At 70.7% G+C, this 24141-nt stretch carries 15 protein-coding genes; 6 read left to right on the top strand and 9 right to left on the bottom strand.

The window, feature by feature from the left end:
• Positions 1-8: 8 nt before the first annotated feature.
• Positions 9-506, bottom strand: coding sequence for a RidA family protein (locus AC1RN5_RS13135; protein ID WP_493041606.1), 498 nt, complete (start codon positions 504-506; stop codon positions 9-11).
• A 723-nt stretch (positions 507-1229) separates the two neighbouring features.
• Here AC1RN5_RS13135 and AC1RN5_RS13130 point away from each other — a divergent pair.
• Entirely contained in the window at positions 1230-3746 is a 2517-nt protein-coding gene (locus AC1RN5_RS13130; protein WP_493041605.1) for a TonB-dependent receptor plug domain-containing protein, read from the top strand.
• A 59-nt stretch (positions 3747-3805) separates the two neighbouring features.
• On the opposite strand, the gene AC1RN5_RS13125 is transcribed toward AC1RN5_RS13130, so the two are convergent.
• The gene (locus AC1RN5_RS13125; protein ID WP_493042137.1) at positions 3806-4303 is read right to left on the bottom strand and encodes a GNAT family N-acetyltransferase; all 498 of its coding nucleotides are present in this window, start codon (positions 4301-4303) and stop codon (positions 3806-3808) included.
• A 1085-nt stretch (positions 4304-5388) separates the two neighbouring features.
• Between AC1RN5_RS13125 and AC1RN5_RS13120 the strand changes: the two genes are divergently transcribed.
• Genes AC1RN5_RS13120 through AC1RN5_RS13110 form a run of 3 tightly spaced genes read left to right on the top strand, consistent with a single transcriptional unit; the run spans position 5389 to position 13364 of the window.
• Positions 5389-11478: a hypothetical protein gene (locus tag AC1RN5_RS13120; RefSeq protein ID WP_493041604.1), complete on the top strand. Its 6090-nt coding sequence runs from the start codon at positions 5389-5391 to the stop codon at positions 11476-11478.
• Between the two features lie 42 nt (positions 11479-11520).
• The gene (locus AC1RN5_RS13115) at positions 11521-12552 is read left to right on the top strand and encodes a serine hydrolase domain-containing protein (RefSeq protein WP_493041603.1); all 1032 of its coding nucleotides are present in this window, start codon (positions 11521-11523) and stop codon (positions 12550-12552) included.
• Positions 12549-13364 (top strand): PIG-L deacetylase family protein, encoded by an 816-nt coding sequence (locus AC1RN5_RS13110; protein WP_493041602.1) that lies wholly within the window; start codon positions 12549-12551, stop codon positions 13362-13364. The genes AC1RN5_RS13115 and AC1RN5_RS13110 overlap by 4 nt, the downstream gene beginning before the upstream one ends.
• Before the next feature lie 164 nt (positions 13365-13528).
• Here the strand turns inward: AC1RN5_RS13110 and AC1RN5_RS13105 are convergent, their stop codons facing one another.
• Both AC1RN5_RS13105 and AC1RN5_RS13100 read right to left on the bottom strand, forming a co-directional pair.
• Positions 13529-15247 carry a glucosidase family protein gene (locus AC1RN5_RS13105; protein WP_493041601.1) on the bottom strand — a complete coding sequence of 573 codons (1719 nt, stop codon included), beginning with the start codon at positions 15245-15247 and terminating at the stop codon, positions 13529-13531.
• A complete protein-coding gene (locus AC1RN5_RS13100; protein WP_493041600.1) occupies positions 15241-16227 on the bottom strand; it encodes a helix-turn-helix transcriptional regulator in 987 nt (328 codons plus the stop codon). Before AC1RN5_RS13100 ends, AC1RN5_RS13105 begins: the two co-directional genes overlap by 7 nt.
• A gap of 80 nt (positions 16228-16307) precedes the next feature.
• Here AC1RN5_RS13100 and AC1RN5_RS13095 point away from each other — a divergent pair, with 80 nt between their 5' ends.
• Complete coding sequence (locus tag AC1RN5_RS13095) at positions 16308-16703, top strand: hypothetical protein (protein WP_493041599.1); 396 nt, start codon at positions 16308-16310, stop codon at positions 16701-16703.
• A 502-nt stretch (positions 16704-17205) separates the two neighbouring features.
• On the opposite strand, the gene AC1RN5_RS13090 is transcribed toward AC1RN5_RS13095, so the two are convergent.
• Both AC1RN5_RS13090 and AC1RN5_RS13085 read right to left on the bottom strand, forming a co-directional pair.
• Positions 17206-18615, bottom strand: a complete 1410-nt coding sequence (locus AC1RN5_RS13090; protein WP_493041598.1) for a hypothetical protein — start codon at positions 18613-18615, stop codon at positions 17206-17208.
• 177 nt (positions 18616-18792) lie between these two features.
• On the bottom strand, positions 18793-19743 hold the full coding sequence (locus AC1RN5_RS13085; RefSeq protein WP_493041597.1) for an NAD(P)H-dependent flavin oxidoreductase: 951 nt from the start codon (positions 19741-19743) through the stop codon (positions 18793-18795).
• Between the two features lie 132 nt (positions 19744-19875).
• Between AC1RN5_RS13085 and AC1RN5_RS13080 the strand changes: the two genes are divergently transcribed.
• Positions 19876-20358: a hypothetical protein gene (locus AC1RN5_RS13080; protein WP_493041596.1), complete on the top strand. Its 483-nt coding sequence runs from the start codon at positions 19876-19878 to the stop codon at positions 20356-20358.
• Here AC1RN5_RS13080 and AC1RN5_RS13075 read toward each other — a convergent pair.
• The 3 genes from AC1RN5_RS13075 to AC1RN5_RS13065 are packed head-to-tail and all read right to left on the bottom strand — an operon-like array spanning position 20355 to position 23920.
• On the bottom strand, positions 20355-21926 hold the full coding sequence (locus tag AC1RN5_RS13075) for a carboxylesterase/lipase family protein (protein ID WP_493041595.1): 1572 nt from the start codon (positions 21924-21926) through the stop codon (positions 20355-20357). The two genes, AC1RN5_RS13080 and AC1RN5_RS13075, sit on opposite strands and share 4 nt — an antisense overlap.
• A 57-nt stretch (positions 21927-21983) precedes the next feature.
• A complete protein-coding gene (gene fghA / locus AC1RN5_RS13070) occupies positions 21984-22808 on the bottom strand; it encodes an S-formylglutathione hydrolase (protein WP_493041594.1) in 825 nt (274 codons plus the stop codon).
• 2 nt (positions 22809-22810) lie between these two features.
• Positions 22811-23920, bottom strand: coding sequence for an S-(hydroxymethyl)glutathione dehydrogenase/class III alcohol dehydrogenase (locus tag AC1RN5_RS13065; protein ID WP_493041593.1), 1110 nt, complete (start codon positions 23918-23920; stop codon positions 22811-22813).
• Between the last annotated feature and the right edge of the window lie 221 nt (positions 23921-24141).

Below are 24141 nucleotides of genomic sequence, written 5' to 3'. Positions count from 1 at the left end.
TCAGGCGGCTATTTCTTCTTGGCGGCCTGGACCTCGATCTCGGCCAGCATGCCCGGCGCCACCAGGGCGGCCACCTGCATGGTCACCCGGGCCGGCTTGTTGGGCTGGTCGGCGGACCCGAAGAACTGGGTGTAGCCCTCCATCATCCCGGCGAAGTCCATCTTTCCGCCCTTCGCCGGATCGCCCACCAGGTAGACGCGCATCATCACCACGTCGCCCATGGTGTAGCCCTGGCCCTTCAGGACGTCGGCGATCTTCTTCATGATGCCGATGGTCTGGGTCTTGGTGTCGCCGAACTCCACCGGCGTGCCGGCCGGAGCCCCCGCGTTCAGGGGCGGCGGCGTCTGTCCGCTCACATAGATGGTGTCATAGCCCGCCGGCACGACGGCGGCCTGCAGGATGGCGGCGGTGGGCGGACCCACCCGCACGATGGCGTCGGCGGCGGCGGCGGGCGCCGCGGCGGCGGCCAGCACCGGCAGGAGGGCGGCCAGGATCAGTCTGCGCATCGGGGTCTTCCTTCATGTCGGCGCCGGCGTTCGGCGAGGGCGGCCCACCTTCGGACAGGCGAGCAGGGTTGTTCAAGCCACGCCTGCCCTCCCCCCGCCCGCTCCGATGAGCTCGGAAGCCCCGGATCGCCCACAAAATGTCCTGCGCGATTAAAACGCGGGCAGATGGAGCGCAGTTATCGCGCAGTTATCGTGGACGTCCTTCGAGTCCATCCAGGTCTTGACCCGACGGGTGTTCGGAAATCTGGCGCAACCGCCGGATGTCATGCCCGTTTATCGCGCACAAAATGCGCCAGAACTCCAAAATCTGGAGACATTGCGGCAGGCGGCTCCCGTCGCGTTGACACGAAAAAGGATTCATGTGGACCTCTTACTGTCAGATGAACGTCCTTGAAGAAATCGGGACGGAAACGATTTTGACGTCAGTACAACTATAAGAAATTTGAGGAAACAACCGGGCCGGGCGATCTCAACTTCTGCGTGAGCTCTTCGGTATGAGTGTTGATAATTCAGCTTATAACTTGGATGCGGCTATATCAGCCGAACATCTCGCGGTTCTCTACGCGGATATTGAGCCAAATCACCGACATTTCTGGGCGACTACCAGGAACTAAGGGCCAAAGCCCAGTCCTGGACCGTCCGTCAACGCCTCGGCGCCGCGCACATCCGGCGCCCGGGGGATCTGCGGCCAATCTGCGCCGCGATTATGAGGGGGCCTACAAGATGAAGACCACGACCCGAAACGCATGGCTGGCGAGCGTCTCGCTCGCCTCCGTATTGATCGCCGGCGCCACCGGCGCCCAGGCCCAGACCCTGGCGGCGGCCGTCACCGATGTCGATGAAGTCATCGTCACCGGCACCCGCCAGACCGGCCTGAAGGTCGAGGACAGCGCCGCGCCTGTGCAGGTGGTGGACACCGCCGCCCTGACCCGCACCGGCCAGACCGACCTGCGGGTCGGCCTCAGCAACCTGGTGCCCTCCTTCAACGCCCAGGCCTTCGGCGGCGACACCGCCAACCTGACCCTGTCGGCGCGCCTGCGCGGCCTGTCGCCCAACCACGCCCTGGTGCTGATCAACGGCAAGCGCCGTCACACCACCGCCAACTTCGCGGTCCTGTCCGGCGCCTATCAGGGCGCGGCGGCCACCGACCTGAGCTTCATCCCCATGGCCTCCATCGGCCGCATCGAGGTGCTGACCGACGGCGCCGCGGCCCAGTACGGCACCGACGCCATCGCCGGCGTCATCAACGTCATCCTGAAGAAGGCCGACGCGGGCGGCTCCATCTCCGCCACCGGCGGCGAATACATGGACGAGGGCGGCAAGACCGCCGCGCTCTCGATGAACATCGGCACCGCGCCCACCGAGAACAGCTGGCTGAACCTGACGGCCGAGACCAAGTACCACGGCTTCAGCAACCGCGGCCTGCCCGACCAGCGCGTGTTCAACCCCGCGAGCCCCTCCTATTCGGCGGCCAACTTCGCCTATGAGAGCACCATCAAGGGCTTCCCCAACCTCAACCTGATCTCCGGCGACGCCGAGTACCGGCTGAGCAACCTGGGCTACAACGGCGGCGTCTCGGTCACCGACGACCTCGAGGTCTATTCCTTCGGCTCCTACGGCCACAAGGACGCCTCGGCCTACGAGAACTACCGCCGCTACAACCGCGTCCAGGGCAAGCAGGGCGCGGCCGACCGGCCCTATCCCCAGGGCTTCAGCCCGCGCGAGCGCATCATCGAGGACGACTACGCCGGCACCCTCGGCGTCTCCGGCGTCGTCGCCGGCTGGAACTTCGACCTGAGCTCCACCTACGGCGTCGACGACATCGAGGTCCGCGTCGAGGACTCCATCAACGCCAGCCTCTACGCCGACACCTCCACCCTGACCACCAAGGGCTCCTCGCCCACCAGCTTCCACGCCGGGACCTGGACCACGACCCAGCTGACCAACAACCTCGACCTCTCCAAGGAGTTCGAGGTCGGCCTGGCGACGCCGCTGGCCGCGGCCTTCGGCTTCGAGAACCGTCACGAGACCTACGAGATCGGCGCCGGCGACGCCGCGTCGCGCTACAAGGAAGGCTCGCAGTCCTATCCGGGCTTCGCCCTGACCGACGCCGGCAAACACAGCCGCGACAGCTGGGCGATCTACGCCGACCTGGCGGTCTCGCCCATCGAGGCCCTGCAAGTGGACGCCGCCGTCCGCTACGAGCACTTCAGCGACTTCGGCGAAACCACCGTCGCCAAGCTGACCGGCCGCTACGACTTCAACGACGCCATCGCCCTGCGCGGCACGGTCAGCACCGGCTTCCGCGCCCCGACCCTGGCGGAGAGCTACTATTCGGCCACCAACGTGTCGCCGACCTCGGCCTTCGTGCAGCTGGCGCCCAATTCGCCGGCCGCCCGCCTGCTGGGCATCGACACCCTGAAGCCGGAAGAATCCACCAACTACAGCGTCGGCATCGTAGCCCACCCGCTGCCGTCCATGACGCTGACCCTCGACGCCTATCAGATCGAGCTGACCGACCGGATCTTCGGCTCCAGCTCGCTCTACGGCACCCGCAACGGCGTCCTGGCCTCGCCGCAGGTGCTGGCGGCGATCCTCGCCAACGGCAACGTGCTTGACCCCACCGTCACCACCACCGGGATCAACATCTTCTCCAACGGCCTCGACACCCGTTCGCGCGGCGTCGACCTGGTGATCTCCTACCCGACCGACCTGGGCGAATACGGCCGGATCGACTGGACCCTGAGCGGCAACTACAACACCACCAAGGTCACCAAGGTGAAGGCGCCGCCCGCGGCCCTGACCACCCCCAGCGTCCCCTATCCGAGCGGACAGACCCTGTTCGCCGGCAACGCCAAGGACCTGCTGGAAAAGGCCTCGCCCAAGTACAAGATCGGCCTGAACGCGCTCTACACCTTCGGCGCCCTGACCGTGAACCTGACCGAGACCGTCTACGGCAAGTCCTCGTCGCTGTCCGATCCGGGCACCGGCCCCCTGCTGCAGACCTCGATCGGCACGACGGCCATCACCGATCTGGAAGTCTCCTACAAGTTCGTCGACGCCGTGACGCTCTCGGTCGGCGCCAACAACCTGTTCAACAAGTACCCCGACAAGCTGTCGGCCCAGTTCCAGGCCGCCTGCGTCGCCTCCGGAAGCGGCTGCGTGGGCCAGTATCCCAGCTACTCGCCCTTCGGCATCAACGGCGGCTACTACTACGGCCGGATCACCTACACCTTCTGACCTCACGGCCAGGATCACGGCGAAGGGCGGCCCTCACGGGCCGCCCTTTTTCGTTGGGCTCAGGCGAGCGCCTTGCCCATCCGGATCAGGGGCACCCTGAACCCGGTGGAGGTCTCGGCCTCGAAGGGTTCGATCGTCTGATAGCCGGTGGCCCGATAGAGGGGCTCCCCCGACAGGGTGGCGGCCATCTCGGCCCGGCGGAAGCCCTCGGCGGCGGCGGCGGCCTCGCAGGTGTCCAGGATCAGCTTGCCCACCCCGCGGCGGGCGAAGTCGGGATGGGTGTACATGGCCCGGATGCGGGCGGGCTCGACGGCGGGATCCACCAGGCCCGAGTCGCGGCCGGCGCTGTGGTCGCCGCCGAACAGGGTGGCCCGCCGGCTCCAGCCGCCGCAGCCGGCGATCTGGCCGTCGGCCTCCACCACGAAATAGGTGCCGTCGGCGATCAGCTGGCTGTCCAGCCCCATGATCTCGAAGGAGGCGCTCACCCCCTCCGGCGGCAGATAGGCCGCCAGGTGGATGCGGATCGCCTGCTCCATCAGGGCCCGCAGGGCGCCCATGTCCGCCGCGGTCGCCGGCCGGATGGCCAGGGCGCCGCGCGGGGCGGCCAGGACCGCGCGGGCGGCGTAGCGCCGGTTGAGCAGGGTGACGGCCACCCCCTGCTCCAGCCGCTCCAGCATCCAGGCCGGAAGGGTCACGGTGCGCGCGTCCGGGTTCCAGGCGAAGGCCCCGGCCTCGTCGGCGTCCCGCAGCAGCTTCAGGACATGGGCCCGCGAGACCCCGTGACGCCGCGCCAGATCGGCGACCGAGATCGGCGCGCTCCCGGCCTGCGAGGCCAGCTGGCCGGCCACCAGGTCCGACAGGATCGCCAGGCCCGCGTCCCGCTGGGCGAACAGCAGCAGTTCGGGCCCCCCGCCAGGATGGGTCAGGGGCGGATTGACGCTGGCGCTGGCCATGCTGCGCCGCATGTAGTGGAAGAAGTCCGACCCCGTCATCAGCGGCAGGACCGTGGTGGCGGACGGGTCCACCAGGGCCAGGGCGCGCAGGCCGGAGCGCACATAGTCCCGGAACCAGGCCAGATAGTCCTCGCTGAATCCGTGGCGGACGGGCAGGCCCGAGGCCTTGCCGAGCGGGATGAGCGCCCCGCGCTGGCGCATCAGGGCCAGGTAGCTCTCCACCCGGCCGGCGCTGCAGATCCCCGACTCCACGCACATCCGGGTCAGGCGGCCCGCCGTCAGCCCCTCCTCGGTGTCGTAGAGGCACAGGGCCAGGGTGCCGATGGTCTGGCTGCCGCGGTCCTTGAACAGGCTGCGCAGCGGGCCCAGGGTCAGGGCCGGTCGGGTGGCGTGCTCGCCGCTGTCCAGGAACGCGGCGCGGAAATTGGGATGGCGCCGCACGTCGGCGATCTCCTCGACCGTCAGCCTCGGCGGCCATCCCCCCAGGTCGAAGGGGTCGTCGAAAATACGGCTCGTCGGCATCCACACCCTCTCCCCGCTCGCCCCTCAGGCGAACCCCCGCAACGCCGGCGGGCGAATCCCTCCCCAAAATTCGCCAATTGCCGGTTGCGACGCCAGACCCTTGAATAACACGGGTAGATTTAGCCGTCTTGGGAACTCCCCGGGACGGTGTGTCGGGGGTTTGCTTCATGTCGGAACGGACGCAGAAGCTGCTGCGCCTGGCGCAGGCGCTTGAAAGCCTGCGCGCACGGCTGCTGGCCGACGCCGCCGATCCCCACACCGCCGCGGCCCTGCGCCGCCAGTTCTCCGGAACCCTCGCCGAACTCGGCGCCCTGCGCCGTCTGGTGGGCGACAGTCCGGCCACCGCGGCGACCCAGCGACTCTACCTGGCGTTGGAGGCCGTGGAGGCTGCGGTCCAGGCCCTGCCGCGGGCGAACCGGGTCCCGATCCCGCGCCCCGCCGACCGGCGCGCCCGGAGGCTGGACCAGGCAGCGCGGCGCCTGATCGGCCGCGCCGCCGCCCTGGCCCTGGCGGTGGAGGCCGCCAGCCCGCTCGCCGCCGCCGCCGCGCCGGGTCCCAATCTCGACGTCGTCAACACGACCCCGGCCACCTACGCCAGCGGCGCCACGGCCCAGTCCCGGGCGGTGACCTTCAACCGGGTGGGCGATCGCAACAGCGCCCAGGCCCGCCTCGACTTCGGGACCAACGCCCTGGCCGCCATCAATGGCGACACCAGTCCGGCGGCCACCAGCGCGCTGTTCTTCTTCAACTGCACGATCAATCCCGGCTGCCTGTTCGGCGGGACCCCGGACAAGGCCAAGCTCGCCCCCTATGTGCTGGGCTACATCGCCGTCCAGACCAATACCCTCACCTTCCTCGACGCCCCGCCCCAGCCCGAGGAGGTGCTCGACAGCCTGACCGGCGCCGTGCCGGCGATCAGCGCCGGGGGCGCGGCGGCCAACTTCCAGGACGGCGAGCCCGGCGGGACCGTCAGCCTGACCAACACCGCCACCGTGAGCGCCAGCGGCGGCTATGGCGCGGGCGTGCTGGCCAGGTCCCAGGGCGGCGTCGGGCGGTTCCGCTTCAACACCGGCCTGTTCAGCCTCGACCTCTACACCAACGGCGGCGCCGGCGGCGCGGTCACCGTCGACAACCGGGGCGCGGTCACCACCAGCGGGGTCAGCGGCCCGGCCATCGCGGCCCTGAGCCTTGGCGCCCTGGGGGTCCAGGGCGGCCGGGGCGGCGACGTCACCGTGACCACCACCGGGGCGCTCACCACCTCCGGGATCGGCGGCCACGCCATCCTGGCCGAGAGCCTCGGCGGCCAATCGGTGAACGACAGCCCCAGCGTCACCGGCGGCTTCGCCGGCAAGATCCTGGTGACGGTCAAGTCGGCCATCGTCACCACCGGGACCAAGGCCTATGGCGTCCTGGCCCGCAGCCTGGGGGGCCAGGGCTCGGCCGGCGACAGCGCCTCGGGCGTCAGCGACAGCTCCAACGCGGGCGGGCGGGGCGGCGATTCCGGGGCGGTCCGCGTCGACATCGCCTCGGGGGGCGCCATCACCACCTCCGGCGCGGGCGCGCACGCCGTGGCCGGGTTCAGCCTGGGCGGCCAGGGCGGCCGGGGGGGAAGCGGCAACAACGCCTATGCCGGCGCCACCGGCGGTGACGGCGGCCTCACCGGCGACGTCACCCTCACCAACGCCGGGACGCTGAAGACCTCCGGCGACCGGGCCTACGGCATGCTGGGCCAGTCCCTGGCCGGCAAGGGCGGCGACGGTGGGGACGGCGACTCCATCTTCGTGGGCCAGGGCGGCAAGGGTGGGGCCTCGGCGCCCGGCGGGACCGTGATCCTCTCCAACACCGGGACCATCGCCACCAAGGGCCTGGAATCCTACGGCATGTTCGGCCAGAGCCTGGGCGGGGTCGGCGGCGACGGCGGCTCCTCGGACGGCATCTTCTATTCCGACGCCGGCAACGGCGGCACCGCGGAGTCGGCCCGCTGCCGGGTCTATTTCGTCTGCCCCAACGGCGGCGCGGTGACCCTCAGCAATATGGGCGCGGTCACCACCGAGGGCGCCCGGGCCCACGCCCTGTTCCTGGAAAGCATTGGCGGCGGTGGCGGCAACGGCGGGTCCGCCGGCGGCTGGATCAGCGTCTCCGGTGGCTCCGGCGGCGACGCGGGCGATGGCGGCCTGGTCACCGCGGTCAACGCCAAGGGCGCGACCCTCACCGCCTCGGGCCAGGGCGCCTCGGCCATCTTCGCCCAGAGCGTCGGCGGCGGGGGCGGCAATGGCGGCGACGCCTTCGGGGTTGGGGCCTTCGCCTCGGTGGCCGTGGGCGGGGCCGGCGGGGCCGGCGGCAAGGGCGGCGCGGTGGCGGTGCGCAACGACGGCGTCATCAGGAGCTCGGGTCTCGGCGCCGACGCCATCTTCGCCCAGTCCATCGGCGGCGGCGGCGGCAAGGGCGGCTCGGCCACGGCCATCAGCGCCGGGGCCTTCGTCTCGGCCTCGGTGGCGGTGGGCGGCTCCGGCGGGTCGGGCGGCGACGCCTCCACGGTGGATGTCCGCAACTCAGGCGCCATCGAGGCGGCCGGCGACTTCGCCAACGCCATCTTCGCCCAGAGCGTCGGCGGCGGCGGCGGGGCGGGCGGCCAGGCGACCTCGGTGGCCATCGCCGGCGGCGACAAGGTGGCGGTCGCCATCTCGGTGGCGGTGGGTGGCTCCGGCGGCGACGGCGGGGCCGGCAAGCGGGTCGACGTCACCAACACCGGCCAGCTCACCACCTACGACTTCAACGCCATGGGCGTCTTCGCCCAGAGCGTCGGCGGCGGCGGCGGGCGCGGCGGCGACGCCTCGGCCACCGCCATCACCGCGGCGGGCGGCAAGGGGACCGAGGTCAATGTCGCCGTCGCCGTGGGCGGCTCCGGCGGCAAGGGCGGAGCCGGCGACATCGTCAATGTGGACAATGGCGGCCTGATCACCACCTACGGCGACGGCTCCACCGGCATCTTCGCCCAGAGCGTCGGCGGCGGCGGCGGGGCCGGCGGCGACGCCTCGGCCACCACGGCGGCCTTCAATGTCGGCGGCCAGGTGCGCAGCGCCGAGATCAAGGTGGCGGTGGGCGGCCATGGCGGGGCGGCCGGCGACGGCGCCCTGGTCCATGTGGTGAATTCGGGCGCCATCGTCACCCTGGGCTCCGGCGCCAACGGGGTGACCGCCCAGAGCGTCGGCGGCGGCGGCGGGGCCGGCGGGGCGGGGGCGATGGGCTCCCTGCTGGAGGGGGTCGACATCCCCACCGTCCTGCCCGACGGCAAGGGCGAGGACGCCAACACCAGCCTCAAGCAGAGGGCGACGGAGAAGTACGCCAGCTTCAAGCGCGAGTTCTCCCGCATCGTCTCCAACCCCGGCGCCTTCGGGAAGAACCTGGCCCGCGACGTGGCCAAGAAGACCAGCAAGGCCCCCGACAGCGTCGCGGTCTCCATCGGGGTCGGCGGCTATGGCGGGGCGGCCGGCAAGGGCGGCGACGTGGCCTTGGAGAACAGCGGCGAGATCCTCACCGCCGGCTTCATGTCCTCAGGCATCTTCGCCCAGAGCGTGGGCGGCGGCGGCGGATCGGGCGGTGGCGGGGACGGCGGCGCCACCGGCGACATGAGCATCGGCGGCGGCCTGGGCGGAGCCGGCGGCGCCTCGGGGGCGGGCGGCGCGGTCACGGTCGCCAACAAGGGGGCGATCTCCACCCTGGGGGATCTCTCCTACGGCGTCCTGGCCCAGAGCGTCGGCGGCGGCGGCGGCGTCGGCGGCACCGGCGCCGGCGAGATCGGCGGCGGCTATTCCTTCTCGTTGTCCATCGGGGGCAAGGGCGGCTCGGTGGACAATGGCGGGGCGGTCAAGGTCGCCCAGGAGGGTGACGTGGTCACCTTCGGCGCCAGTTCCGCGGGCGTGCTGGCCCAGTCCATCGGCGGGGGCGGCGGCATCGGCGGCGCGGCCAATGCGTCCAACTACCTGAACGTCGCCCTGGGCGGCTCAGGCACGTCCGGCGGGAACGGCGGCGACGTCGAGGTCTCGGTGAAGGGCGCCATCGCCACCTCCGGCAAGGCGGCGTACGGCGTGCTCGCCCAAAGCGTCGGGGGCGGCGGCGGCCTGGGGGGCGGGGTGGTCCCGGCCACCCTGGTGTTCGGGGTCGATCCCCTGGGCCTGGTGAAGATCGACACCGGCATCCCCTATTCCGTGGCCAGCCTGGGCATGGGCGGCGGCGGCGGGGCCGGCGGCAATGGCGGAGCGGTCAAGGTCACCACCAGCGGCGCCATCACCACCACCGGCCAGGGGGCGCACGGCATCTACGCCCAGAGCGTGGGCGGCGGCGGCGGCGTCGGCGGCGCCGGCGCCAACACCTTCCCGGCGGCCATCGCGCTGTCGGGCTCCAACGGCGACAAGGGGACGGCGGGCGCGATCGCCATCGTCCATGCCGGCGACATCAAGGCCTTCGGCGACGGGGCCCACGGCATCCTGGCCCAGAGCGTCGGCGGCCAGGGTTCGAACGGCCGCGGCGGCGACATCGACATCACCGTGAACGGGATCATCCAGGGCGGGGCGAACGGCGGGGCCGGGATCTTCCTGGCCGGGGGGGCGCACAACAAACTCACCATCGGCGGCGGGGCGGTGACCTCGAAGTCGCTGCTGGCCATCCTCGGCTCCGACGGCGACGACGCGGTCGACAACGCCGGCCGCGTCACCGGCGAGATCGGCCTGGGGGGCGGCGCCAACGCCTTCACAAACCGCGCCGCCGGCCTGGTGGAGAGCTACCGGGTCATCGCCCTGAACGGCGGGACCTTCGCCAACGCCGGCCTGCTCTCGCCCTATGGCGCGGGGAGCGTGGGGACCACCCGCATCCTCGGCGACCTGACTCAATCCTCCACCGGCGGCCTGAAGATCGACGCCCGCTATCACGCCGGAACCGCCGACCGCATCGAGGTGTCCGGCGCCGCGGCCCTGGCCGGCCAGGTGATCCTCGAGCCCTACCATGTGCTGGACCTGATCCCGGGGAGGTACCTGACCGTGCTGAGCGCCGCGGCCCTCACCAACAACGGGATCGCCGCCGACGCCAGCGACACCCTGGTGGTGGACTACGGCCTGACCGCCACGGCCACCGAGCTGAAGGTGGGGACCAACAGGGTCGACTTCGTGCTGGCCGGTCTCAGCCCCAACCAGGTGGCGATCACCAAGCATCTGCAGGCCAGTTGGGCGGCCGGCGGCGCGGCGGCCCAGGAGCCCCTGCTGGACGACCTCGCCTTCCAGAAGAGCCGGCCGGCCTATGTCGCCCGGGTGAACAGCCTGGATCCCGGCGCGGGACCGACCCAGGGCGTGACGCCGCTGATGTCGTCCCTGACCTTCGTCGGTGGACTGATGAGCTGCCCCGGCGGGGAGGGGGCCGCCGACGTCCTGCACGAGGGGACCTGCTACTGGGCCAAGGCCGGCGGCGGATCGAGCCGAATGGAGGCCGGCGCCGAGCCCGGCTACCAGCAGCACGCCATGCGCCTGCAGGCCGGCGGCCAGTTCGCCCTGCCCCAACCCGGCTGGTTCGGCGGCCTGTCCCTGGGCCTCGAGGACAGCCAGTTCGATAGCGGGGCGCCCGCCCATTCCCGCGCCCGCCGCGTCCAGGCCGGCGGCGTCATCAAGCGCGAGATGGGCCCCCTGCTGCTGGCCGCCGCCGCCAGCTACCAGTACAGCCGCGCCGATCTCTCCCGGTCGGTGAACTTCCCGATTCCCCAGGTCGCCGCCAACAGCCATCCGGTGACCGACCTGGCCTCCCTACGCCTGCGCGCGGCCTACCTGGCCCAGGGCCGGACCTTCTACCTGCGCCCCTCGATCGAGGGGGAAGCCTATCACCTGGGCCTCAAGGGCTATCGGGAGAGCGGCGCCCCGAGCCTGAACCTGATCGTCCGGGATTCGGACCAGTCCTTCAGCTCCGGCACGGCCAATCTCGAGATCGGCGCCACCCACGTCACCACCAAGGGGGTGGTGCTGCGGCCCTACGCCAATGTCGGCGTCACCCGCTTCTCGGAGGCGAGCTGGGACATCAGGGCCCGGCTGGAGAGCGCGCCGGCCGCCGCCCCGGACTTCACGGTGCGGACGGAGCTGCCGCGGCAGCTCACCCGCGCCGCCGTCGGCCTGGAGGCCGACTTCGAGAAGGGCGCGATCCGGGTCGAGTACGAGACCCGCCAGGGCGACCGCTACCGGGACGACACCGGAGCGATCAAGTTCCGCATGCAGTTCTAACCTCGGGATGACAAGGGCGCGGCATCAGGCCAGTCTCCCCCCATGAGCCTGCCGTCCCTGCCCACCCAGCCCGCCGGAACCCCTTGGCCGACGGAGGAATGGCCGCTCGGCCTCTTCCCGCCCGGCTTCGACCGCCTGCGCCTCGACGACCTGATGACCGAACAGTTCGATCAGCTCGCCTTCGGCGAGGCCCACGCCCTGGTGATCGTCAAGGACGGGCGGCTGATCTTCGAGCGCTATGGCCCCGATCACGGCCCCGACAAGACCTGCCTGTCCTGGTCCAAGGCCAAGAGCATCACCCATGCGCTCGCCGGCCTGCTGGTGGGGGACGGCAAGCTCGATATCCACGCCCCGGCCGACGTGCCCGAGTGGCGCGACGCCGGCGACCCGCGCGGCGCCATCACCCTGGATCACCTGCTGCGCATGTCCTCGGGCCTCCGGTTCAGCGAGGTCTATGAGCCGGACAAGCCGTCGGACACCATCGAGATGATGTGGGGCTCCGGGAAGGACGACGTCGCCCACTACGCCGCCGACAAGCCGCTGGACTACGCCCCCGACCGCCACTGGTCCTATTCCAGCGGGACCACCAACATCGTCAGTCGCACCCTGGCCAGGACGCTCGACGCCTACGGCCCCGACTTCGAGGCCTTCATGCGGCGGCGGCTGTTCGAGCCCCTGGGGATGGCGAGCCCGGTCCCCAAGTTCGACCCGGCCGGGACCTTCATCGGTTCCTCCTTCTGCTTCGCCACCGCCCAGGACTTCGCCCGCTTCGGCCTGCTCTATCTGCGCGGCGGGGTCTGGGAGAACCAGCGCCTGCTGCCCGAGGGCTGGGTCGACTATGCGCGGACCCCCACCTTCCAGCAGCCCGGCGTCACCGAGGGGGCCTATGGCGCCCACTGGTGGCTGGGCATGGCGGGGCCGGGGAGCTTCTCGGCCAATGGCCATGAGGGCCAGTTCACGCTGATCGCCCCGGAGCTCGACCTGGTGGTGGTGCGCCACGGCAAGACGCCCACCGAGCGGAAGGACGACCTCAAGGCCTGGCTGGCGGAGCTGGTGGACTGCTTCCGGCCGTGAGCCTCGTCGCCGTCCTGCTGGTCCTGGCGATCGGGGCCTTCCTGGTCGCGCGCGGCCAGTTGAACGACGGCGCGGTCCCAAGGGCGCGCTCCCTGCTGACCCCCGGCCAGTCCGGGACCGTCATGGCGATCTGGGCCCATCCCGACGACGAGATCACCAGCGCCGGAACCCTCGCCGAGCTGGCCCGCGAGGGCGCGACCGTGGTCCTGGTCTATGTCACCCGCGGCGAGGCCGCCCGCGACACCGGCTACAGCCGCGAAGAGCTGGCCACGGTGCGGCGCAAGGAGGCCCAGGCCGCCGGCGCGACCCTGGGCGCCCGGGCGGTGGAAGTCCTCGACTGGCCCGACGGCGGTCTCGCCACCGCCGACGGCGAGGCGGTCAAGGCGGTGCTCCGTGAACGGATCGCCCACTGGAAGCCCGGCCTGCTGATCAGCTTCGATGAGCGCGTGGGCTATTACGGCCACCCCGACCACATCGCCGTCGGCCGCTGGGCCCGGGAGCTGGCGCAGGAGGACAATTCCGTCCGCCGCCTCTACCAGGCCACCCTGCCCCGGGCGATGATCCGGCTGGCCCTCAAGCTGGTGGCCGCCTTCCGCGACAACTATCCGGCCGATCCCGAGGCCGGCCTCCCGCCCCCCACCGTCGCGATCCCCATCGCCCGCCAGGCCGCCGTCAAGCGCCGCCTGCTGGACGTGCACGCCAGCCAGGCCAAGGTGATCGCCGACGTCCAGCCCGGCTACGACCGGGTCCCCGCCTGGCTCTACTACCGCCTGTTCGACCGGGAGTATTTCGCGCTGGCGGTGAGCAAGTAGATCCTCCCCCAGGCGCGCAGCGCCGATGTGGGGGAGGTGGCAGGCGGCGAAGCCGACTGACGGAGGGGGATCGACGTAGTCGACAGCAACCGCCGTCAAACGAGAGTCAAAGTCCCCCTCAGGCGCTTCGCGCCAGCTCCCCCAGAGGGGGAGCATCTAGCTGCTCAATCCGGATCCCCCGCCAGCACCGTCGCCCGGTGCGCCAGGGCCACCGCCGCCGGCAGGCTGGACCAGCCCTGCAGCAGGGAGCCGCGGCCCCAGGGGGGCGAGAAATATTCCACCGCCCCCATCCACCCCTGGCTCAGGCAGAACTCCCACCAGCGGACCAGCGGATAGCGCCAGCCCGGCAGGCCCCGACGCAGCCGTTCGCCGGCATAGAGCCCGTCCAGCCAGGGCCAGTCGGAGCCGTTGTGATAGCGATAGGGAAAGGCGGTCTTGGACCTCAGGTCGCCGCGCCGGCTGAAGGGCGGGTGGGCGCACATCATCCCCCAGTCGCCGAAACCCTGGCCGGGATTGTGCCGGGTCTCCAGGCGGCGGCGGACGGACTCCAGCACCTCCAGGGCCTCCGCCCCCGGCACGGCGTCGTGGCGCAGCAGGGTCAGGCTGTCGAGGGTCAGGTGGTCCTCGGCGATGTCCGCCAGGGTGTCGAGATAGTCGGGATAGCCGCCGTGCGGCCGCTTCAGCTGCGCGGCCACCGCCGCCCGCGCCGCCTCGGCCGTCGCCTGGGCCCGGAGGCCGAGATCTGGGTCCTGGCGGGCGCCGAGTTCGACCATGGCGTCCAGGGCCCCGATCCACAGGCCGATATTGTAGCTGACATGGCCGGCCCGATAGACGTTGTCGGCCCAGTCCCGGTCATGGCGCGGCTTGGCCGGCAGGCCGTCCCGCGACAGCTCGACATAGCGCTCGTAGATCGCCTTCACGAAGGGCCAGTTCCGGTCCACCGGCTCCACGTCGCCGGTGACGCGGACATAGTCCCCCAGCGCCAGGACGAAGAACAGGGGTGAGTCGAAGTGGTCGCTCCACCAGTCGGCGCGGCGCTTGTGGATCCAGTCATAGCCGAACACCGTGGTGCGCAGGGTTTCCCAGGCCTGGGCCATCTCGGGCCCGGAGACGATCACACCACTCGGGGCTTCCCCGTCGGGCTGGACCCCGGCCGCCAGCAGGTCGATCTGGGCGTGGACCACGGCGGGCGCGGCGGTGAGTAGCAGCTGCAGGGTCCAGTAGCCGTCGCGGTAATAGGTCCGGGCCGGGGCGCTGTAGGCCAGGCCCGCCGCCAGGCCGTCGAACCGTCCCCGCTCGTCGCGGCGCACCGACGACAGGGCCGCGTGGGTCCCCTGCATGACCATGGAGCGCAGCACCGGATCTGCCTCGGCCATCTGGTCGCAATGGGCGGCGTAGTGCTCGGCCTCGGTGACGATGGTCTCCACGGCCAGGCCCAGGCCCCGCTCGGCCTCGTCCAGGTCGGCGCCGGCCGAGACCACCAGGTCGTCGCCCCGGGTTTCGATGAGCAGCACCGCCCAGGGCAGGTCGATCCGCCGCCGGTCGCCCCGGCGCGTCACCTTCGACCTGGGATGCTCCGTGCGGTCCCAGGAGGCGCATTTGCGCGACGGCGTGAAGCCGCGATAGGCCACGCCGCGCAGCACCAGCACCGGGTCGGACTGGGCCGCCCAGGCGCCGCCCGACGGCGTCGCCACCAGGTTCGGCGCATGGACATAGGGGCCGGCCAGGGCGGAGAACCGCAGCCGCCCCAGGTCGCCGGCGCCCCACAGGGCCAGCTCCACCCGGCCGTCGGCGTGCAGCTCGCCCTGCAGGCGCGGGGCCATGATCGGCAGGGTGACGGGCGCCTGGCTCTCCACCCGGCCGTCGGGGCGGGGGGTCAGCATGGCGCGCCGTGGGCGGCCACCGCCACGGCCAGCTCGTCACGCATCATCTGCTTCAGACGCTCGGGCGCCAGGATCTCCACCTTGTCGCCCCAGGTGAACAGGTGCCAGGCCAGCTCGCGCATGCCGGCGGCCTGGAAACTGGCGATCACGCTGCCGTCCGCCTGGGGCTCCAGCTTCTGGGTCGGGTGGAAGCGCCAGCCCATGGCCTCCTCGGCCCCATGCGGCAGGATGCGCAGGCGCACCGCCTCCACCACGTCCTGATAGATGCCGAAGGAGCGCTCGACGAAGGCCTGCAGGGTGAAGTCCTCGGGCTTGGCGCCGAAGGTGTCGGTGACCTCCAGGTCGGCGATGCGGTCCAGGCGCCAGGTGCGCGGCTCGGTGGACTTGCCCTCCGCCCCCACCAGATAGTTGGCGCGCCCGAACAGCACCCCGAAGGGCGTCACCTCCCGCACCCGCCCCGGGGTCGAGCCCCCCTGGTAGCGGAAGCGCAGGCGGCGCAGGGACTTGATGGCCTCGCGGATCGCGCCCAGCACCGCCTCGTCCTCGAAGGGGCGCGGGCCGGCGTGGATGGAGATGGCCTCGGCTTCCAACAGGGCCTCCAGGTCCGGGGCGAGCTTGCGGCGCACCCCGGCCCGCATGGCCGAGAGCACCTTCTGTTCCAGGTTCAACAAGGCCGCGGCCCGCCCGGTTGCGCCCATGGCCCGGAACTGCTCGGCCGCGGCGTGCAGGGCGGCGAACTCGTCGGCGGTGGGGGCCTGGAAGATGCCGTCCAGGCCCGAGGGAATCTTGAACCGGCGGGTGGGGGGATCCTCCACCTCCTCCATCTGCGGGAAGGCGTCGCGGACCGCGTCGCGCATCCGCTCGGCGGTGCGCCGTCCCACCCCCATGGAACCCGCGATCTCGTCGAGCGTCATTCCCTCGGCGGAAGACGCCAGGAGACGCGCCAGTTCGAGTAATCGAGTCGCCTTTTCGTGCCGCAAAGTCGGCCCCCAGTTTTGTACGTCCGTTTCTGACGCACCGGCATCCTACCTTGATGATGCCGAAACGAAAGGAGCCACACATGCCCAACGTCGCTCAACTCCGCCGCCCCCGCGCCGTCCGCTCCGAACCGTTGTTCCTGTTCGACGTCCGCCGCCCGGTGGAGCCGGCCAACGCGGACATGATCGCCAAGGTCATCACCCACGCCGACATCGCCGTGCGCCAGGCGGGCGGCCGCATGAAGCTGCGGGTTTCGCCTGAGATGGTGGAGCGGCTGCAGATCCAGGGCCGCCTGGCCGCCGGCGACCACCGCCTGGCCGACCTCACCGTGGTCTGGGACGAGGCCCAGGGCGAGGTGGTCAGCGTCCGCGACGACGCCCGCCTGCGCGACGCCAACGCCCGCTTCGCCGAATGGGACTCGCTGTGGGACGAAGCCAGCTACGAGTTTGCGGATGAGCGGCAGTCGGTGGCGGCTTAAGCCTCAGTCGCCCTCATCGGCCTTGGCCCAAGCTTCAATTCCGGCCGGGGTCAGGGCGCCGGCTCTAGGTAGCGAGATGAACTTCATGGGCGTTCCTAAGCGCAGATAGCTATCCAGTTCGCGCACCCGCGTCTCAGCCGCGTCCATTTCCCTCGCAAGGTCTCGAGTCCATCGAAACCATCCCCACCGCTGTCACTCAGCCTGAACAGTCGGGGTGGGCCGCGATAAACTCGCCCGCTCATCCAACTGACATACCCAGGCGGCGAACCCACCACACGCGGATCTGTGGTCATCCACTCAATCACAAAGCGCCCACCGAAATACTTCCACCAGCACAGCCCGACCTGATCGAGGTGCCCTTCCCTCATCCGCCGCCACCCAAGTTCGCCGCGTCTAGGTTTCACCGGGAGGTTTGCGCCGCGCCGGAAGCCGAGTTCCTTGAACACTGGATAAAGGCGCTCATGGGCCGCCTCGCGCGTCACCCTTTGCTTCTCGCTAGCGTTCATCGCCGTCGCCGCTCGGCCTCAAAGCCGCTGGAGAAACTGGTGAACGGGAGGGTCAACAGCTTTCCGATATCTTCCGGCAAGAAGTGGTCGACGCGGTAACGAGAGTCTTGCGCACGCAGCATTTTTTGTGGGGTGCTGAGCGTGGCGCTGTACCCAAACTTGGCTTCGACCGGCCTGCCCGTCAGCGTCCTGTGGTCAAGGACAGTGTTTCGGTTTCCCACTCGCACCGTGTGGTTCGCGGGATGGACACCTTCGCCTTCAAGACGACTCCTCATCTCGGACATTTTTTCTCCGAGAGGGCCCTTTCGGAGGCCCTTCAGGCCGCTGTTGCGCCCCGGAAGCGCATGCGCGCGGAAGGTCCCGAGGGCTCCAAGCCCCTTGCCCATGACGCTACCCGACGCCGCGCCTTCCGACATTCGGACAAGGGAAAGCCTGCGCCCATTGAAGGCGTCGTCCGCCGCCGCCCCCACCGCGCCGCCGATAGCGCCGCCACGCGCCGGGCCGAAATAGACGGTCCCCAATCCGTCGGTCGCGCCCCCGACCGCCGCGGCGGCGTAGGATCCCGGGCTGCTCGGCCGACCCGCGATCATATCCGAGGCGACTTGCCCGCCGACGCCCATGGCGCCGCCGGCGCCGGCCGTGATCGCCGACCATCGAGCGTGATCGCCCAGGCCCCGGGCCAAGGGCGTGATCCGCTTCGTCGCCGTGGCGCCCTTCACGAAGCGGGCGGCTTTCGGGACGTAGCTGGCGGCCCTGAGGGTGCCCGCCTCCACCCCGACCGGCGTGAGCGCCGTCGCGACGGCTCCGGCGACCTGCCCCGCCGTCCGCGTCATCGGATAGTGCGCCTGATCATAGGCGTCCTGGGCGCGCAGCACCTCCATCTGCTGGTGATAGCGATCCGACCAGTGGCCATCCCCGGGGAGGCCGGCGTGGACCAGAGCGGACGCCTGGTCCCCCGCACCGAAGGTCGCGCCATCACTGAAGCCATGCCAGCCGGCGGCCGCTTGCTCTCCGAATGAGGTCGGTGTCGTGGCCGCCGCCGGGCGCCTCACCGGCGTCGAGTAGCTGCGGCCCATAGGCTTGGAGGCCAGGGCCGGGGCTGGGTTCTGACGCTTCGGCGCCGCCGTCGGCGAGCCTGACGAGGTGGCCGGCCCGCCACCCGGTTGCGAATAACTTCGCCCCATCATCTTCGATGTCTGAGGTTGCGCGATCGTCTGACGCTTCGGCGCGGGCCCCTGCTCGGGAGACCCCAGTTTACGCAGAGCGCTCAGCGTGTCGCCCACGGCCGCCTGACCCGATCGGGTCGCCTCGTTCCACAGAGCCCGGCCCTGGTCTTCGAGCCTCCGACGCGCCTCGTCTATCTCGGCTGTCGTCCTTCGATAATAACGATCAAGCGATCCGCTCATGGGCCGTCCTTAGGGCTGATGAATGAACACGCCGACGGACGGCTTCACGCGCCGTTCCGCACTTCTCAAAGCTGCGGCAAGCGCGGCCTTGAGCGACAGGGGACCCTACTACAGGCGCCACCTAGAGTCGAACAAAAGAAGAACAAAAGTGTTGCGGCCGAGGCCGCAGCTGGTCGCCTAAGCCCCCATCCCCACGTACTTCCCGCTCATCTCCGCCATCGTCGCCTCGAATTCCTCGACGATCTCGCTGATGATCTGGGCCACCGGCTTGACCGCGTCGATGCGGCCGGCGACCTGGCCGGAGAGGGCGATGGAGGCCTCCATGTCGCCGCCGAAATAGAGGGCCTGGGTGTTCTTGAACTCCGACATCACCCCGTGCTCGCCGGGGTCGCCCTCCAGGCGCGAGGTGCGTTCGGTGCGCAGGGCGCGCAGGGCCGCGCCGGGGCCGAAGCGGTTGAGGAAGACGGTGTCGGTCTCCTTGGCCGCGACGATGGCGTCCTTCCAGTTCTGGTGCACCGGGCTCTCGGCGGCCGAGACCATGCGGGTGCCCATCTGGATCCCCTCGGCCCCCAGGCAGAAGGCCGCGGCCATGGTGCGGCCGTCGACCATGCCGCCGGCGGCGATCACCGGCACGTCCACCTTCGAGCAGACCAGGGGCAGCAGGACCATGGAGGAGACGTCGCGGGCGTTCTTGAAGCCGCCCCCCTCGGCGCCCTCCACCACCAGGCCGTCGACTCCGGCGGCGATGGCCTTCAGCGCCGCGGCCAGGGACGGCACCACGTGGAAGACGGTGAGGCCGGCTTCCTTCAGCTCGGCGCAGTAGCGGTTGGGATCGCCGGCCGAGGTGGTGACGAACTTCACCCCCTGGTCCACCACGAAGGAGACGATGTCGGCGTCGCGGACATAGGCCTGGGCGATGTTCACCCCGAACGGCTTGTCGGTGAGCTGGCGCATCTTCTTGACCTCCTCGCGCACGGCGTCGAGTTCGCCCGACGAGGTCTCGATGACGCCGAGGCCGCCGGCGTTGGACACCGCCGAGGCCAGCTGCGAGCGGGCGATCCAGCCCATGGGCGCCTGGACGATGGGGTACTCCACGCCCAGCAGCTCGGTGATGCGGTTCTTGATCATGGCGCGTCCCTTCCCAGACCGATTTTCCGCCATTAGCGGCGGGCGCCGCAGGGACCGTCAAGCCGGCTCGCGATCTGATGTTGCGAGTCATTCTCAAAAGCAATAAGCGTGGAGGCCCGCAAGGAGCAGCCCATGGCGCAAGACACCCTCCCCGACCTCACCCACGGCGAGCGCCTGCTGCTGTTCGGCTTCCGGGCGCTCGCCTTCGAGCTGGGGGCCTGCCCCCTGGTCCGGCGATCCTTCCACCAGGCCTGCGGCGCGGCCGGCGGCGAGACGCTCAAGGCCCTGGAGGTCTTCGTCCGCGAACTGGCCCGCCACGGGCGGCGCAAGGTGACCCTGGGCGTCCCCGGCTCCCTCCCGCTCAGCCGCGACGAACAACTGATCCTGGCCCTGTTCGCCGCGGCGCAAGCCGACGACTATCCACGGCTGGAGGCCCACCTGGCCTGGCTGCTGGCCGACACGCCGCGCGCCCCCTTCGCCGCCGCCGCCTGCCTGGTGGCCCAGGCCTTCGGCTTCAACGGCCTGATCCTGCGGGTCCCGGACATGGCCTCCGGGCCCGAGGTCCGCGAGACCTCGGAGGTCGTCATCCCCTTCCGCCGGCGCGCGGCCGTCTAGGTCCCCGGCTGGATATAGGGGACCTTGGCGAACAGCCGCCGCTCGGCGCCGCGCGGGTCGTCCACCAGCCGCGTGTCGGCGTCGAAGACCATCGTCGCCCGGCGGGTCAGGTCATAGGGCGTCCAGGCCCGCAGGCCCGGATGGTTGGGGTTTCCGGTCTTCGCCAGGGCGATGAAGGCCTCGCTCATCTTGTCGGCCACCGACTGGGCGGCGGGCGACGGCGCGGTGGGAGACCCCTTGGCCGCCAGGTTGTCGAACACCAGCGGGATGTCGGTGGCGTGCATGGCCCGCAGGCGGCCCCCCTCCACGGTGCTGGGCAGATCCAGTTGATAGACGAAGGCCGGCGCCCCGGCCCGCGCCCGTTCCTCGGCCTCGATCACCGCCCCACGCCAGGAGCGGCCCGCCGTGATGGCGGCGAAGAAGACCTCGCTGGGGGAGTAGTCCGGGTACAGTTTCCGGTATTCGGCCACCACGTGGTCGGGGTCGATGTCCACCCGCATCTCCGGCGCGATCCGGCCCGCCACCTCGTCCCAGCCCATGGTGAAAGGATCGGGCTTGGAGTGGGCCACGAAGGCGCGGGCCTCGTCGTGGGTGTTGCCGATGATCATCGGGATCTTCAGCCCCTGGGGCGCGGCGTCCGGCCAGAAGGGGTGGCGAGTCAGCGACCGCTCGTCCAGGACGGGGCCGAAATAGAGGCTCCCCGGCGTGAATGGATCACGCACGGCGAGCCCCTCCAGCAGCTTGGCGGCCGGCAGGGTCGCTGCTTCGGCGGCGCGGTCGGGGGCCAGGCCGATGGCCTCCAGGAACAGGCCCATCCGTTCGGTGGCGTGCAGGGGCCCCGAGGCCGTCACCTGCTGGCCGCTCATGGTGGCGGCGCTCTGGAACAGGCCCGCCGCGGCGGGCATGGCCATCATCGTGGCGATCTTGGCGCCGCCGCCGGACTGGCCGAAGACCATGACGCGGCCGGGATCGCCCCCGAACTCGGCGGCGTTGTCCCGAACCCAGGCCAGGGCCAGCAGGATGTCCAGCATCCCGGCGTTTCCGCTGTCGGCGAAATCCGGCCCTGCCAGCCTGGCCAGGAAGCCGTAGCCGAAGACGTTGAGCCGGTGGTTGATGGTCACCACCACCACATCGCCGCGCCGGCAGAGCCGCACCCCGTCATAGAGGGCTGAGGAGCCCGAGCCGTTGGAATAGGCGCCGCCGTGCAGATAGACCATCACCGGGCGCCGGCCCCCGTCCCGCAGCCCCGGCGTCCAGACGTTCAGGAACAGGCAGTCCTCGCTCTGGGGGGCGTCATCTCGCGACCCTTGCGGCGCGCTCGGCCCGTAGGCGGTGGCCTCCAGGGTCCCGGTCCAGGGGGTCGGCGCCCGCGGCGGGCGGAACCGGCGCGGGCTGGTGTCGGCGCCGTAGCGCACGCCCTTGAAGACCTTGATCCCCTGGTCGACGAAACCCCGCACGGGGCCGTTGGTGGTCTTGGCGATAGGCGATGCGCCCGCCGCATGGACGCCGGTCGGCAGGAGCAGCGCGCCGCCGGCCGCGATCAGTGTGCGCCGAGACAGGTCTCGCATCTCGATCCTCCCGCTTCTGCCGGAAGGATAGACCCGTCATGACACCGGTGTCACGCCTCAGAGGCGGGCGGCGTGCCAGGCGACGTGGTCGGCGATGAAGCTGGCCATGAAGAAGTAGGAATGGTCGTAGCCCTCCTGCATCCGCAGGGTCAGCGCCTGGCCCGCGGACTTGCAGGCGGCCGCCAGCAGCTCGGGCTTCAACTGGTTCGTCAGGAAGTCGTCGCCGGTCCCCTGGTCCACCAGGATGTCGTCGAACCGCGCCGCGCCAGCCTCGATCAGCACGCAGGCGTCGTGGGGCGCCCAGGCGGTTTCATGGTCCCCCAGATAGGCCGTGAAGGCCTTGCGCCCCCAGTCGCAGCGGGTGGGCGAACAGATCGGCGCGAAGGCTGAGACAGACCTGAACAGGTTCGAATGGCGGAGCGCCAGAGTCAGGGCCCCGTGCCCGCCCATGGAGTGGCCGGAGATCCCCACGCGGCCCATGTCCACCGGGAACCCCTTCCCCACCACCGCCAGCAGGTCGACGGTGACATAGGTCTCCATCTGGAAGTGGCTGGCCCAGGGCTCCTGGGTGGCGTCCACATAGAACCCCGCCCCCTGGCCCAGGTCATAGGCCGGGTCGTCGGCCACGCCTTCGCCCCGCGGGCTGGTGTCGGGCGCCACGATGGCCAGGCCAGCCGCCGCCGCCGCGCCATAGGCGCCGGCCTTGGTGGTGAAGTTGTCCTCGGTGCAGGTCAGGCCCGACAGCCAGACCAGCAGGGGAAACGGTCCCTCGCCGGCGGGCGTGAAGATCGAGAAGGTCATCGGCGTGCCGGTGGCCTCGCTGGCGTGCCGGCAGTAGCTGAGCGTCCCGCCGTGGACCCTGTGCGACTTGAGGATCTCCACCCCTAGAACACCACCACCGAGCGGATGCTCTCGCCCGAATGCATCAGTTCGAAGGCCTTGTTGATGTCCTCCAGGGGCATGACATGGGTGATCATCGGGTCGATCTCGATCTTGCCGTCCATGTACCAGTCGACGATCTTCGGCACGTCGGTGCGGCCCCGGGCGCCGCCGAAGGCCGTGCCCTTCCAGACACGGCCGGTGACCAGCTGGAACGGCCGGGTGGAGATCTCCTTGCCGGCCTCGGCCACCCCGATGATGATGCTCTCGCCCCAACCGCGATGGCAGGCCTCCAGGGCCTGGCGCATCACCGTGGTGTTGCCGGTGCAGTCGAAGGTGTAGTCGGCGCCGCCGTCGGTCAGGGCCACCAGGTGGGCGACGATGTCGCCGTCGATGGCCTTCGGATTGACGAAGTGGGTCATGCCGAACCTGCGGCCCCAGGCCTCGCGGTCGGGATTGATGTCGACGCCGATGATCATGCCCGCGCCCACCATCCGCGCGCCCTGGATCACGTTCAGCCCGATGCCCCCCAGGCCGAAGACGACCACGTTCGCGCCCGGCTCCACCCCGGCCGTATTGACCACCGCCCCCACGCCCGTGGTCACGCCGCAGCCGATGTAGCAGGCCTTGTCGAAGGGGGCGTCGTCGCGGATCTTGGCCACCGCGATCTCGGGCAGGACGATGTGGTTGGCGAAGGTCGAGCAGCCCATATAGTGGGCGATCGCCTGGCCCTTGTACGAGAACCGGCTGGTGCCGTCCGGCATCAGGCCCTTGCCCTGGGTGCCCCGGATCGCCGTGCAGAGGTTGGTCTTGCGCGACAGGCAGCTTTTGCACTGGCGGCATTCGGGCGTGTAGAGCGGAATCACGTGGTCGCCCGGCTTCACGCTGGTGACGCCAGGCCCCACCTCCAGCACCACGCCGGCCCCCTCATGGCCCAGGATCGAGGGGAAGATGCCCTCCGAATCCAGCCCGTCCAGGGTGTAGGCGTCGGTGTGGCAGATCCCCGTGGCCTTGATCTCCACCAGCACCTCGAAGGCCTTGGGACCCTCCAGGTCCACCTCGACGATCTCGAGCGGCTGCTTGGCTTGGAAGGCGACGGCGGCGCGGGTCTTCATAGGGGAATCCTCCAGAGCGAAGGCGGACCATGTCGGGCGCTCGCCGGAGAGGCAAGGCGCCCAGGGACGCCCCGGACGGAGATATTTTCCGCCTGTCCGAAATCGCCCCCTCCCGTCGTGAGTCGCGCGGCGCGGACTATGACGCCCGCGTGTCATCGGCGGGCCGCTCGGCGGGCGATCAGCCGCTTCGCGGCGGGTTTGTTTCAATCGCGCCCTCTCGC

The sequence above is a fragment of the Phenylobacterium sp. GW821-FHT12F10 genome (assembly GCF_058806695.1).
The sequence above is the reverse complement of the archived record's forward strand: the minus strand, read 5'-3'. Positions and strand labels throughout refer to the sequence as shown.